At 41.5% G+C, this 13340-nt stretch carries 11 protein-coding genes and 1 riboswitch; of the genes, 9 read left to right on the top strand and 2 right to left on the bottom strand.

Features of this window, described 5'->3' with window-relative positions:
- Positions 1 to 8 precede the first annotated feature (8 nt).
- Positions 9 to 893 (bottom strand): 4-hydroxy-tetrahydrodipicolinate synthase, encoded by an 885-nt coding sequence (gene dapA, locus L1266_RS13070; protein WP_235377668.1) that lies wholly within the window; start codon positions 891 to 893, stop codon positions 9 to 11.
- A gap of 137 nt (positions 894 to 1030) precedes the next feature.
- Positions 1031 to 1227, bottom strand: a riboswitch (Lysine riboswitch).
- A 183-nt stretch (positions 1228 to 1410) separates the two neighbouring features.
- On the opposite strand from dapA, the gene L1266_RS13065 reads away from it, so the two are divergent.
- The 7 genes from L1266_RS13065 (at position 1411) to L1266_RS13035 (ending at position 11408) form a co-directional block, all read left to right on the top strand.
- The gene (locus L1266_RS13065; RefSeq protein WP_054552407.1) at positions 1411 to 2106 is read left to right on the top strand and encodes a DNA-3-methyladenine glycosylase I; all 696 of its coding nucleotides are present in this window, start codon (positions 1411 to 1413) and stop codon (positions 2104 to 2106) included.
- Between the two features lie 8 nt (positions 2107 to 2114).
- On the top strand, positions 2115 to 3527 hold the full coding sequence (locus L1266_RS13060; RefSeq protein WP_235377667.1) for a protein adenylyltransferase SelO: 1413 nt from the start codon (positions 2115 to 2117) through the stop codon (positions 3525 to 3527).
- Between the two features lie 329 nt (positions 3528 to 3856).
- Entirely contained in the window at positions 3857 to 4918 is a 1062-nt protein-coding gene (locus L1266_RS13055) for an OmpA family protein (protein ID WP_054552409.1), read from the top strand.
- A 449-nt stretch (positions 4919 to 5367) separates the two neighbouring features.
- Positions 5368 to 6438, top strand: a complete 1071-nt coding sequence (locus L1266_RS13050) for an OmpA family protein (protein WP_054552410.1) — start codon at positions 5368 to 5370, stop codon at positions 6436 to 6438.
- A gap of 296 nt (positions 6439 to 6734) precedes the next feature.
- Positions 6735 to 9332, top strand: coding sequence for a bifunctional aconitate hydratase 2/2-methylisocitrate dehydratase (acnB, locus tag L1266_RS13045; RefSeq protein ID WP_054552411.1), 2598 nt, complete (start codon positions 6735 to 6737; stop codon positions 9330 to 9332).
- Positions 9333 to 9527: 195 nt separating this feature from the next.
- The gene (locus tag L1266_RS13040; RefSeq protein WP_235377666.1) at positions 9528 to 10160 is read left to right on the top strand and encodes a 2OG-Fe dioxygenase family protein; all 633 of its coding nucleotides are present in this window, start codon (positions 9528 to 9530) and stop codon (positions 10158 to 10160) included.
- A 9-nt stretch (positions 10161 to 10169) separates the two neighbouring features.
- The gene (locus tag L1266_RS13035; protein WP_235377665.1) at positions 10170 to 11408 is read left to right on the top strand and encodes a cysteine desulfurase-like protein; all 1239 of its coding nucleotides are present in this window, start codon (positions 10170 to 10172) and stop codon (positions 11406 to 11408) included.
- A 113-nt stretch (positions 11409 to 11521) separates the two neighbouring features.
- Here the strand turns inward: L1266_RS13035 and L1266_RS13030 are convergent, their stop codons facing one another.
- A complete protein-coding gene (locus L1266_RS13030; RefSeq protein WP_235377664.1) occupies positions 11522 to 12226 on the bottom strand; it encodes a 2OG-Fe(II) oxygenase in 705 nt (234 codons plus the stop codon).
- A gap of 36 nt (positions 12227 to 12262) precedes the next feature.
- Between L1266_RS13030 and L1266_RS13025 the strand changes: the two genes are divergently transcribed.
- Both L1266_RS13025 and L1266_RS13020 read left to right on the top strand, forming a co-directional pair.
- Entirely contained in the window at positions 12263 to 12661 is a 399-nt protein-coding gene (locus L1266_RS13025; RefSeq protein WP_187489512.1) for an acyl-CoA thioesterase, read from the top strand.
- An 82-nt stretch (positions 12662 to 12743) separates the two neighbouring features.
- A complete protein-coding gene (locus tag L1266_RS13020; protein WP_138602457.1) occupies positions 12744 to 13322 on the top strand; it encodes an anthranilate synthase component II in 579 nt (192 codons plus the stop codon).
- Positions 13323 to 13340: the final 18 nt, after the last annotated feature.

Genomic DNA, 13340 nt, shown 5'->3' with positions numbered 1-13340 from the left:
ACCTGTTTTTAGTTCCAAGATAAAATTGTGTTGTTTGCGTGGGTGATGCTGTCTGTTTGCTCAAGCTCTAAATGCGTAAGCGGCGGACGTAAATGCGGGGTATTTATTTTACCTTGCAGGTGCATCAGTACTTTTACGGGGATTGGATTTGCCACAGCGAATAAACTTTGAATCGCTTGCGACCAATCGGTGAATAGATTTGGGTATTGACCACTTAAACTGCGTTTAACAAACTCATGGGTTTGACTCGGCCAAGCATTCGCGGCAACCGAAACTAAACCTTTTGCTCCTGCTTGAGCAAAATACGGCATAAGAGCATCATCGCCACTAAATATGGCCAGTGTTGGCGATGCCGTTCTAAAGCCTTCAAATTTGCTAATGTCGCCACTGGCTTCTTTTAAAGCCCAAAGATTTTTGTGGTCAGCAAGGTTTTTGATCACCTGCGGTGAAATCTCAACTGCACTGCGTCCAGGTACGTTATACAGCATACATGGGTGATTACTTGCATCAAGAAGGCTTTCAAACCAATGTGTTTGGCCAACTACCCCAGGTTTTGCATACAGAGGTGAGCCCAATAGATAGCCATGAATAGGTAGTTGGTTGCAGTATTCAACCCAAGCAACTTGTTGCTTGAGGTTCATGCCGCCCACAGCAACCATGAGTGGTACACTCGGTGCTAATTGGGAAACATGCTCAACGATGGCTTGTTGCTCTTTGAGTGAAAGCGCCAGTCCTTCACCGGTACTGCCAAGTAATAAAATGCCGTTATTTGCATCTTGCTGCTCAGCGACCAGTTGTTCAAGGGCCGTGTAATCGACCTCGCCAGATTCAGAAAATGGCGTGACAAGCGCTGTCCATAATGGATAGTCGTTTAAATCAAAATTGTTGATCATCTCTCACGAACTTATAAGGTATTCGAAGAGTTTATGCGGGAACATTTGAATGGAGCCGCATGTCGTCGTTCGAACAAGGTATAATTCGAAGAGCGAATGGGCTTAAAATAATAAAGACGCGACGGCCTTATTATACTAAGACCAGAAGCTCTCCACCAAACTAATCAATAGCGCTTTGCTATTGTTGGTGACAGTCGCTGGGATTCAGCCCAGTCGCCCGAAATAAGCACCTCACAAACGGTGTTACTTCTCGGCGTTAATTCCCCTCACGTATGATCAACAGAGTCTGTGCTCTTCCCATACGCTACCTGAATAACGCACCTCTTCCAGCCCTTTATGCTCGCTTTAAAGGTTAAAGCCAACATAGTTAAATAGGGTATTTGCAGCGATTAAAGCATTTTAGCCGTCTAGGTGTCAAGGCGAGGAATTTGTTTTTTAGTGACCGAATTTGCAACATGGTTACGTATAACCGTGTTTTTACGTACACTTAGCGCTAACCAAATCAATTGGAAAAATGATGGAAAAATTTAACGATATTTATCAACGAGCCGTATCTCGAAAGGGCAGTGAAGAAATGCTGCAAGCACTGTTATCAAACCCGCTCGACGATGCTGATATTGCTAAAATGCATGACGATTTATGGTTAGAAGAGTTCACGCGTAAAGTCTTTCAAAGCGGTTTTTATTGGTCTGTTATCAATAATAAATGGGCTGGTTTTCGTGATGTGTTTTGGGATTTCAGTGTAGAAAAATTGTTGATGATGCCGCCAGATATGCTCGAGCAAAAAGCCAGTGATGAGCGAATTGTTCGTAATTTTAAAAAAGTACAAACGATCCCAGAAAATGCGTACATGATCCACGAAGTTGCTGAGAAGCATGGCAGCTTTAGCCAATTTATTGCAGATTGGCCTACTGACAATATTATTGGTTTGTGGGCTTATCTTAAAAAGCATGGTGCGCGTTTAGGGGGAAATACTGGCCCATACGCTTTACGAGCGCTTGGTAAAGATACTTTTTTACTTTCTCGGGATGTAGAAGCCTATTTGCGTGCCCATGAGTTGATAGATGGCGGCTTACAAACTAAAAAGTCACTGCAAGCAGCGCAAGATTTTTTCAACGAATTACAACAGCAAAGCGGTTACAGCCTGCAGGCACTAAGCCAACTAGTGGCCTATGGTGTAGGCGATAATCGTGTGGGTGTCGCAACACGTTAAGGACAGTTATGAAACTGCAAACTCGATACACAGATATTAGTGAACTACTTGCTATCAAGGATATGCCGAGCGCCGTTGCCGAGCCGCAATTACTGCTATTTAATGACAAGCTAGCTGATAATTTCGCAATTAAACACGACAGCGAATTTTTAGCTAAATTGCTATCTGGTTCAACGATAGATAACGACGTTGCGCCGGTTGCTCTTGGTTACTCAGGTCATCAATTTGGTTATTTTTCACCGCGTCTTGGTGATGGTAGAGCGCATTTACTTGGGGCTATTGCAGATAAAGATGGCACATTGTGGGACTTGCAGCTAAAAGGCGCTGGAGCAACAGTGTTCTCGCGCGGTGGTGATGGTCGCTGTGCCATTGGTCCAGCTGTTCGAGAGTACATTATGAGTGAGGCACTTCATGCGCTTGGCATCGCAACTACGCGCTGTTTAGCTGTGGTTACAACTGGCGAAACGGTATATCGTCAGCCACCACGCCCGGGGGCAGTTGTTACTCGCCTAGCTAAAAGTCACATCCGTGTTGGTTCATTTCAATACTTAGCTACACAAGGTGATATAGAAGGGCTAGAGAAGCTCGTTGATTACGCAATTAATTGTCATTTTCCTGACATTAGCAGTACGGGTGAGCAGCGTTATATTGAGTTTTTAACTGCTGTACTCGATAAGCAAATAGAGCTGGTTATCAGTTGGATGCGAATTGGCTTTATACACGGTGTGATGAACACAGATAATACCTTGATTAGTGGTGAAACCATTGACTATGGCCCTTGTGCGATGATGAATCAGTTTGACCTAGACACGGTATTTAGTTCGATTGACCATCAAGGGCGTTATGCATTTGGAAATCAACCGAATATTGCTAATTGGAATATTGCACGCTTGGCTGAAAGCTTAATTCCGTTATTTGCTGATCAAGAGAGTGCCGTCGAACAACTCTCACCGGTTGTAAATGGCTTTGCAGCTAAATTTAATGATGCATTTAATACTATGTGGCAGCAGAAATTAGGATTAGCTGGTCAGCACGAAGGCGATCATGCTTTAGTTTCAGAGTTGCTAGGTTTAATGAAGCAACATCAGCTCGATTATACTAATACTTTCAATGCTCTGACTGAATCTTTACTTGCGGATTTTGCAATTCCAACTAGTTTAAAAGAGTGGCATAAAAAGTGGAACGTGAGGATTTCGTCTAAAAGTTATGAAACTATGCGCGCTGTTAATCCTGCAGTCATTCCACGTAATCATACTATTGAAATGATCCTAGCGGAATACGAAGCATCGGGAGAAAGTTCATTAAAAGACGCCTTTTTAGAAGCATTCAACGATCCATATGTTTACGATGAGCGTCACTTTGAATGGCTTCAGGCCCCAAAAGATTATGATAAAAATTATCAAACTTTTTGTGGGACCTAGTCATTTAAATTAACTAGGAAAATTCCTATTTATTGAATTTAACTGTATGCTGATTGAGCGCTCTAATAGGCGGTGGTATTATAGATTTTAGGCTAATCTATTGCTTTAAAAGATGATCTCATACGGTATTCGAAGCTGGTTTGGTCATACATTTAATCGCTTATCTACGAAATTAGGCTAGGCTATTATTAGTACCTTAATAGTTATGGATTAATTAATAAGTTGAATGTCAATGCAAAGTAACTAATCGTTTTTTGTATTGTTAAAGTTTTGATTACTCAAAAAATACGAGCTCTTACGAGCTTTATTATGAAAATGGGAAGGAAACAATGAAACTGAAATCACTGACTATAGCTTTGGCACTTGCTGCAACTAGTGCTTCAACATTTGCTGCTGAGAAACAAGGTTTTTATATCGGCGCATTTGGCGATTACTATGATAATTCATGGGAAAATGTTCGCGATTACGCACCAGGCGGCCTTGATGTTGATGATTCAACAGGCTGGGGTTTAGAGCTGGGTTATCGCTTTAGCGATTACTGGAGTGCTCGCTTAGAATATGCTGATATGGATTTTGACTGGACCGCTGAACTAAACGATGGCACATCGATGAGCGGTTCTGAAAGTGGTAAGCGTTACGGTATTGATGGTTTATATCACTTCGGTGGTGGCCCATTTTACGGTATTTTTGGTTTGAAAAACCTTGATGCTGTTGATGAGGATTTAATGTTTGCAAACGTTGGTGCTGGCTACCAACACTACTTCACAGATAACTTTGCTTTCAATGCCGAAACTTCTTTGTACCAAGGCCTTGATCGTGGTTATACCGATGTGGGTGCTAAGTTAGGTTTAAGCTATATCTTTGGTGATCAAAGCAGCTCTGCGGCTCCTGTTGAGCCAGCTCCTGTAGTAAGTGGACCTACAGATAGCGATAACGATGGCGTAATGGACGCTGATGACCAATGCGCAAATACACCAATGACTGATGCGGTAGATAGCAAGGGCTGTACTCTTTATGAAGAAAAAGAGGCAACAATCACTTTACTAGTTACTTTCCCGCATGATGTTGCAGAAGTACCAAATAAATACTTCAGCGATATTGCTGATGTTGCAGCATTTATGAAAGAAAACGAAGGCACATCAGTTGTTCTTGAAGGTCATGCATCAGCAGTTGGTGATGCGGATTACAACATGAAGCTTTCTGAAAAACGTGCTAAAGATGTAGCTGAAGAGTTAGTTAAAGACGGTATCTCATCAGATAGAATCTCTACGGTTGGTTATGGTGAAGAACGCCTGAAGAACAAAGCATATACGCTTGAAGCGCATGCAGAAAATCGTCGTGTTGAAGCACAAATTAGTACGGTTGAACGTGTAAAGGTTATGCGTAAGTAATAGATTACTATTAGCTTATTGTAATTTATTAATAATCTTGAGATTAAAGCTGAACTATTTTTATGGTTCAGCTTTTTTTATACCTTAAAAACGCATTTACTTTTTTAATAAACGCGATACTCTTAAAGGTATACGGCATGGTATAAAAATAAGGTACACTTATATTGATTTGAATCATCGCAGCAAATGGGTGATTATTGTACTATGTTCTTATTGTTATCTCGTGTAATTATCACTAGGTAAATTAGAGTTTTTTTGAGCACTGTTAATTTGGTATGGCATTCTAAGGCATTTCGACGGTGCTAAACGTCACTTTTTTAGGTGGTGTTTTGAAATTAACAAATTTATTGTAGTTTTAGTTTATTAAGTTTGGATTAATTACTCATCATCTATCTTGACAGAGTTTAGGCTACACAGCCTTTAGTTACTTAAATGGAAGGGAAGGAAACATGAAACTAAAATCACTAACTATAGCTTTAGCTCTTGCTGCAACAAGTGCTTCTAGCTTCGCTGCTGAAAAGCAAGGTTTTTATATTGGTGCGTTTGGCGATTACTATGATAATTCATGGGAAAATGTTCGTGACTACGCACCAGGCGGTCTTGATGTTGATGATTCAACAGGCTGGGGTCTAGAGTTAGGTTACCGCTTCAGTGATTACTGGAGTGCGCGTCTAGAATACGCTGATATGGATTTTGACTGGAAAGCTGAATTAAACGACGGTACGTCGATGAGTGGTTCAGAAAGTGGTAAGCGTTACGGTATTGATGGTCTTTACCACTTTGGTGGTGGTCCTTTCTACGGTATTTTTGGTTTAAAAAATCTTGATGCGGTTGATGAAGATTTAATGTTTGCTAATGTGGGTGCAGGTTATCAACACTACTTTACAGAGCATTTCGCATTTAATGCAGAAACGTCTTTATACCAAGGTCTAGATCGTGGTTATACAGATGTGGGTGCTAAATTAGGTCTTAGCTACATCTTCGGTGCTCAAAGCGCGCCAGCTGAGCCTGTAGAGCCTGCTCCTACGGTTGTTCCTGTTGCTGTAGAACCAGTAGATAGCGATGGCGATAATATCCCTGATGCAGACGATCAATGTGCAAATACACCAATGACTGACGCTGTTGATGGCACTGGTTGTACGCTATATGAAGATCGTGAAGTAACTAAGAGCTTACTAATCACGTTCCCTAACAACACATCTAAAGTATCTCAACAATACCTAGATGATATTGATGCTGCAGCAGCATTCTTAAAAGAGCACCCAGGTACTGACGTAGTGCTTGAAGGTCATTCTTCATCAGTAGGTAAAGCTGACTACAATAAGTGGTTATCTAAGAAACGTGCTGATGCGGTTGCTAAGAAACTAATCGAAGATGGCATTGATCCAATGCGTCTAACTACTGTTGGTATGGGTGAAGAGCGTCTTAAAAACCCAGCTAACACACCAGAAGCTCACGCCGAAAACCGTCGTGTTGAAGCGAAAGTAACTGTTATTGAACGTGTTAAAGTAGAGCGTTAATCTAACTCTTTACGCAAATTTTAAAAACCCAGCCTAGTGCTGGGTTTTTTCTTTTCTAAGTACTAGGAATTGGTTAGATAGGAATGATTCTTAATAAATATTCATTTGAATAGCGTTTTTTTCTAGTACTATTCATGATATTTATAGTGACTATTAAACTCCTTACTTACCGCATGGATTTTCATCTATACTTAAAAGCTTTATAATTAACTGTCAGAATACTATAAGTACTGGGTCTTAATTGGTATTTAGCTTAATACTACCGAGTACTTTCACGTCACCAAGAGGGCAATATTGTGCTACAAGAATATCGTAAACACGTAGAAGAACGTGCCGCGTTAGGTATCGTACCAGCGCCATTAGATGCTCAGCAAACGGCTGATCTTATTGAATTAATCAAAAATCCACCGGCAGGTGAAGAAGAGTTTATCGTTGATCTTCTAGTTAACCGTGTACCACCAGGTGTTGATGATGCTGCTTACATCAAAGCAGGTTTCTTGGCTGCAGTTGCAAAAGGTGAAGCGAGCTCTCCACTTGTATCAAAAGAAAAAGCAGCTGAGCTACTTGGTACTATGCTAGGTGGTTACAACATCGCGCCTATGATTGACCTTTTAGATGACGAAGCGTTAGCGCCAATCGTTGTTAAAGGTTTATCAAACACATTATTAATGTTTGATGCTTTTTATGATGTAGAAGAAAAAGCGAAAGCGGGTAACGAATTTGCTAAGCAAGTAATCGAATCTTGGGCAAATGCTGAGTGGTTTGTGAACAAGCCTGCAGTTGCTGAAAAAATCTCAGTTACCGTATTCAAAGTAACTGGCGAAACAAATACTGATGATCTTTCACCTGCTCCAGATGCATGGTCTCGCCCTGATATTCCACTACACGCTTTAGCAATGCTGAAGAACGAACGTGATGGTATCAATCCTGAAAAGCCAGGTGAAGTTGGTCCAATCTCACAACTAGAAGAGCTTAAAACGAAAGGTTTACCTCTTGCATACGTTGGTGATGTAGTTGGTACGGGTTCGTCTCGTAAATCTGCAACTAACTCTGTACTTTGGTTCATGGGTGATGATATTCCTCACGTACCGAACAAACGCGTTGGTGGTGTATGTTTAGGCGGTAAAATCGCTCCTATCTTCTTCAACACAATGGAAGACTCTGGTGCATTACCAATCGAACTACCTGTTGATGAGCTAAACATGGGTGACCAAATCGATATCTTCCCATACGAAGGTGTTGTTAAGCGTCACGGTACTGATGAAGTAATCTCGACTTTCTCTCTTAAATCAGACGTAATTCTTGATGAAGTGCGTGCTGGTGGTCGTATTCCATTGATCATTGGTCGTGGTTTAACTGATAAAGCACGTGCATCGCTAGGTATGGAAGCAGAAGATATCTTCCGTAAGCCAGCGCTTGTAACTGACTCTGGTAAAGGCTTCACATTAGCTCAGAAGATGGTTGGTAAAGCATGTAACATGCCAGGCGTACGTCCTGGTCAATACTGTGAGCCGAAAATGACAACTGTTGGTTCGCAAGATACAACAGGTCCTATGACGCGTGACGAACTTAAAGACCTTGCGTGTTTAGGTTTCTCTGCAGATTTAACAATGCAGTCTTTCTGTCATACATCAGCTTATCCTAAGCCAATCGACGTAAACACTCACCACACACTTCCTGATTTCATCATGAACCGTGGCGGTGTATCACTACGTCCTGGTGACGGTGTAATCCACTCATGGTTAAACCGTATGTTATTACCAGATACAGTAGGTACTGGTGGTGACTCACATACTCGTTTCCCTCTAGGTATTTCATTCCCAGCGGGTTCAGGTGCGGTAGCATTCGCAGCAGCAACAGGTGTAATGCCTCTTGATATGCCTGAGTCAATCTTAGTACGTTTCAAAGGTGAAATGCAGCCAGGTATCACACTACGTGACCTAGTTCATGCTATCCCTTACTACGGTATCAAAGAAGGTCTTCTTACAGTTGAGAAGAAAGGTAAGATCAACGAATTCTCTGGTCGCGTACTAGAAATCGAAGGTGTTGAGCACCTAACGGTTGAGCAAGCTTTCGAACTTTCTGATGCATCAGCTGAGCGTTCAGCGGCAGGTTGTACTGTTAAACTTTCTAAAGAGTCTATTGCTGAATACCTTGAGTCAAACATCGTAATGCTTAAGTGGATGATCTCTGAAGGTTACGGCGATGTTCGTACTATTGAGCGTCGTATCACAGCAATGCAAGAGTGGTTAGCTAACCCAGAACTTATGGAAGCTGATGCAGATGCAGAGTACAAGCACGTACTTGAAATCGATCTTGCAGACATCAAAGAGCCAATCCTTTGTGCTCCAAATGACCCAGATGATGCGCGTCTTCTTTCAGACGTAACAGGCGAGAAAATCGACGAAGTATTCATCGGTTCTTGTATGACTAACATCGGTCACTTCCGTGCTGCAGGTAAACTACTAGATGGTTTCAGTGGCCGTATCCCAACTCAACTTTGGGTTGCACCACCAACGAAGATGGACAAAGACCAGCTTACTGACGAAGGTTACTACGGTATCTTTGGTCGCGTAGGTGCACGTATCGAAACGCCAGGGTGTTCACTATGTATGGGTAACCAAGCACGTGTTGCTGATAAAGCAACAGTTGTTTCTACCTCTACGCGTAACTTCCCTAACCGTCTTGGTACTGGCGCTAACGTATTCTTAGCATCAGCTGAGCTTGCAGCAGTAGCGGCAATCTTAGGTAAACTACCTACACCTGCTGAGTACCAAGAGTATGCAGATAAGATCAATGCAACTGCAGCTGATACTTATCGTTACCTGAACTTCCACCGTATGCCTCAATATACTAAAAAGGCAGACAAAGTAATCGTTCAGCAAGCTGTTTAATTTTAGCTAAATTAAATGACAAGAAAGCCCGCTTTTAGCGGGCTTTTTATTTTAGATAAAATTTCTAAAATATTTATAAATACGATCTTAAAGCTACATAAATCATCATCAGCGTTTACATAATAACGCAAAAATTTCCTACCAATTGCATTAAAATCCTCGCCAATATTCTCAACGTATTAAGGCGAGATCGAAATGACTACATTAAACAACCAGAACCTTTTACAGCTTCGTTTTGTAAGCCAAGCACATATTGACGCAGTTAAGCCTTCTTTTGCTAACCTACCTGCAAACCCATACGCAGATGGTGAATTTCGTAAGCGTCGTTATTCAGTAATCAAAGTTGTTGATGGTGAATTAAAACTACAACCAACAAAAGCATTTGTGCAAGATGACTCAATCAATACCTTCCAAGGTAATGTTGAGCGTACTTATGAAAATCTAGAAGATAGCTTATTAGCGACTGATGGCATGAAGCAAATCGTTAATCAATTTCGCGATATGACGGGTATCAGTGATGATCGCGTTATTGAAATTCATCAGTTCAGAATGCTTGCGATCGACAGCGACACTCCAGCTGCACCTGAAGGTGTTCACCAAGATGGTTTTGATCACGTATGCGTATGTGGTGTATCACACGAAAACCTAGAGGGTGGTGAGCTACTTGTTTATGAACACCAACAAGCTGAACCATGTTTCAAAATGGAAATTAAAGACGGCATGTTCGCACTGATTAATGACCGTGAAGTATGGCACAACGCTACACCAATGAATAAATTAGACGTAAGCAAAGAAGGTTACCTTGATTGCTTCGTACTAACTGCGTAAGGGTAAACCATGAACTTAACGCAATTACGTCGCCAGTTCCCTGCACTTATGCAACAAGTTGCAGGTCAGTCACCGATTTTCCTTGATGGTCCGGGTGGCTCGCAAGTACCACAGTCAGTTCTAAGCGCTATGAGTGCATATTTGGGTTACTTCAACTCAAACTTAGGCGGTGCATTTTTCTCAAGTGATAAAACGGTAGAGTTAATGGCAAATGCTCGCCAAGCTGCAGCCGATTTATTAAATGCGCCATCTAAAGAGCAAATCGTGTTTGGTGCAAACATGACAAGCTTAACGTTTAGCTTTAGTCGTGCCATCTCACGTGATTGGACTGCTGATGATGAAATTATTGTCACCAATGCTGATCACTTCTCAAACGTATCATCTTGGCAGCAAGCTGCTGAAGATAAAGGCGCGACAGTAAAAACTACCCTTATCAACGAAGCTGATTGCAGCCTAGATATGGCACATTTTGAAAGCCTTTTATCTAGCAAAACAAAGCTTGTTGCTGTGACATATGCATCAAACACCACTGGTTCAATTAATGACATTAAACGCATCGTTGAGCTTGCACATGCTGTTGGTGCGCTAGTTTATGTTGATGCCGTACATTATGCACCTCATGAGCTAGTAGACGTACAAGCACTTGATTGTGACTTCTTGGCCTGCTCTGCATATAAGTTCTTTGGCCCTCACCTTGGTATTGTCTATGGCAAACGTGAGCATCTTGAAGGTTTCACACCATATAAAGTTGAACCTGCAAAAGATGTTGCGCCAGGTCGCTGGGAAACGGGTACACAAAGCTTTGAAGCGCTAGCTGGATTAATTGCTGCTGTTGATTACATTGCTGCAATTAGTGAGCTTGATGATACTCATTCACGCCGAGAAAAATTAGCTGCTGCATTTGCTATGACTAAACAGCACGAAATGACATTAAGTAAGCACTTTTTATCTCGTTTAGCAGATTACCCACGCATCAAGTTATTTGGTATTGATGATCTAGAGCGTATAGCTTATCGCACACCGACTTTTGCTTTAACTTTTGAAGGCATCGAGCCACGTGTTGTGTCTGAATTTTTAGGTAAGCAACATATTTGTGTGTGGGATGGTAACTTCTACGCTCAAGGCTTATGTAAGCAGCTAGGTGTATTAGAATCAGGCGGTGTAGTACGCATTGGTTGTATGCATTACAACACAATTGAAGAGCTTGATAAGGTTTTTGATTTATTTGATCAATTACTGGCAGATTAAAGCTGAGTTGTTGGTTTTAAGCTATTAGTTTTAAGCAGCCCGAGTGGGCTGCTTTTTGTTAGCATAAAAAGCGTGATATCAAACGTTGCATTCTTTCTACTAACAGCTTGCCGCTAAGATTGTGGTTGGCCATATATTTGTTCCGCGCGGTTGAATAAGACCCACGAGGTTAAAATATACTTATCATTTGAAATTGGCTTATTACCACGGTGTGTGTGGGTAAAATAGCCCGGTGCTACGACCATAGAACCCTGTTTAGGCGATATTTTTCGTTGTTGATAGTAAAACTCAGTTTCACCACCTTCTTCTACATCATTTAAATAAAACATAAATAACAGCACACGATGCAGAGCTTCGTTGTGGCCTGCTTGCGGATATACCTCGCTATGCCAATAAGGGTAACCACCTTTATTGATATCGTATTTTTGTGCTTGAATTGGACCCATACGAAAAATCTGCTGCACGAGTAATGGCAATTGTGGTTTGCCGACTTCTTCAAAGTTATCTTGTGTTAGGTCAACAGGTTTGCCTGTTTGCGGATGGTAAACCTTTAAACCAAAGGCGCCAATCATCATAAAAATATGCTCTTCAAGGTATTTGAAGACGTAACCCGCAGTCGTTTGTTGAATATGCTTAAGTTGCTCAGCGTATTCAGAGTGATTATTAAGGTATAAATCGCGGCTGTCTTTTTTCGCTAAATCTACTCCGCCTGAGGTAGTGCCTTGTTTTAAATGAGGGCTTTGTTCAAATACCGTGATAAAGTTGTCGCAAAATTCTTTGCTGAGGGCGTTTTCGTATACGCGAATAAAGTCCGTCATGAGCTACCTTTAGTTTATATTTTTTATAGGGTTACTATGTTTACTGAAACTATCACACCACGCTTTAGCGAAACAGATGTGCTAGGGCACATCAACAATACCGTACTCCCTGTATGGTTTGAAGCCGCCCGAGCGCCTATTTTCAGGTTTTTTACGCCTGATTTAAACCCTTATGAATGGAAACTGATCATTGCTAAGGTTGAAGTAAGCTTTGTGGGTGAGTTGTTTTATGGTCACGATGTCACAGTGAAAACCAGTGTTGAGCATGTCGGCTCTAGTTCATTCGTACTGCGCCAAGAGGCTTGGCAGCAGGATAACTGCTGTGCCGTTGGTAAAACCGTACTAGTACGTTACGACTTTGCAAATAAATGCTCGCAAAAACTTAATGAGCAAGAAAGGGCTGACCTCACAGCGCATCTAATCGCTGATGAATAAGCCATTTTTTGCCGACATTTATGTGTGCTTGGGGTAAAATGCGCCTTCATTATTTTGACTGAGTAATTTTGGGTTACACGCAATGCTGTTAATGATCGACAATTATGATTCGTTTACATACAACCTAGTGCAATATTTTCAGCGCTTGGATCAAGATGTATTAGTTAAACGAAACGATGAGATCAGTATCGCTGAGATTAAACAACTTAACCCAGAGCACGTCGTACTGTCACCTGGGCCCTGTTCGCCAAACGAAGCGGGTATTTCTTTACAAGTGGTGGAACAACTAAAAGGGCAGTTGCCAATTCTCGGTATTTGCTTAGGGCACCAAACCATTGCTCAGGCTCTGGGTGCTGATGTTATTCGCGCTAAGCAAGTGATGCATGGTAAAACATCATTAGTTAAGCATAGCAACCAAGGTGTGTTTAATGGTTTAGCTAACCCGCTGACGGTGTGTCGTTATCACTCACTTGTGGTTGATAAACAAAGCTTACCTAGTGACTTCACTATTACTGCATGGACAGAACAAAATTCTGATTTTGATGAAATTATGGGGATCATGCATAATGATTTAGCACTTGAAGGTGTGCAATTTCACCCCGAAGCAATTTTGACCCAACAAGGGCTTGAATTACTTGCTAACTTTTTAACTCGCTTCTAATCTTAGGCTAGTGAATTA

Origin of the sequence: Pseudoalteromonas sp. Cn5-37 (genome assembly GCF_021532495.1) — a bacterium.
Taxonomy (GTDB): domain Bacteria; phylum Pseudomonadota; class Gammaproteobacteria; order Enterobacterales; family Alteromonadaceae; genus Pseudoalteromonas; species Pseudoalteromonas simplex.
The sequence above is the reverse complement of the archived record's forward strand: the minus strand, read 5'-3'. Positions and strand labels throughout refer to the sequence as shown.

Excerpts from the sequence above, each read along its gene's own strand:
- L1266_RS13050 (WP_054552410.1), top strand. The coding sequence starts at position 5,368 with ATGAAACTAAAATCACTAACTATAGCTTTAGCTCTTGCTGCAACAAGT.
- L1266_RS13055 (WP_054552409.1), top strand. The coding sequence starts at position 3,857 with ATGAAACTGAAATCACTGACTATAGCTTTGGCACTTGCTGCAACTAGT.
- L1266_RS13030 (WP_235377664.1), bottom strand. The coding sequence starts at position 12,226 with ATGACGGACTTTATTCGCGTATACGAAAACGCCCTCAGCAAAGAATTT.
- L1266_RS13040 (WP_235377666.1), top strand. The coding sequence starts at position 9,528 with ATGACTACATTAAACAACCAGAACCTTTTACAGCTTCGTTTTGTAAGC.
- L1266_RS13035 (WP_235377665.1), top strand. The coding sequence starts at position 10,170 with ATGAACTTAACGCAATTACGTCGCCAGTTCCCTGCACTTATGCAACAA.
- L1266_RS13025 (WP_187489512.1), top strand. The coding sequence starts at position 12,263 with ATGTTTACTGAAACTATCACACCACGCTTTAGCGAAACAGATGTGCTA.
- L1266_RS13020 (WP_138602457.1), top strand. The coding sequence starts at position 12,744 with ATGCTGTTAATGATCGACAATTATGATTCGTTTACATACAACCTAGTG.
- dapA (WP_235377668.1), bottom strand. The coding sequence starts at position 893 with ATGATCAACAATTTTGATTTAAACGACTATCCATTATGGACAGCGCTT.
- L1266_RS13065 (WP_054552407.1), top strand. The coding sequence starts at position 1,411 with ATGGAAAAATTTAACGATATTTATCAACGAGCCGTATCTCGAAAGGGC.
- L1266_RS13060 (WP_235377667.1), top strand. The coding sequence starts at position 2,115 with ATGAAACTGCAAACTCGATACACAGATATTAGTGAACTACTTGCTATC.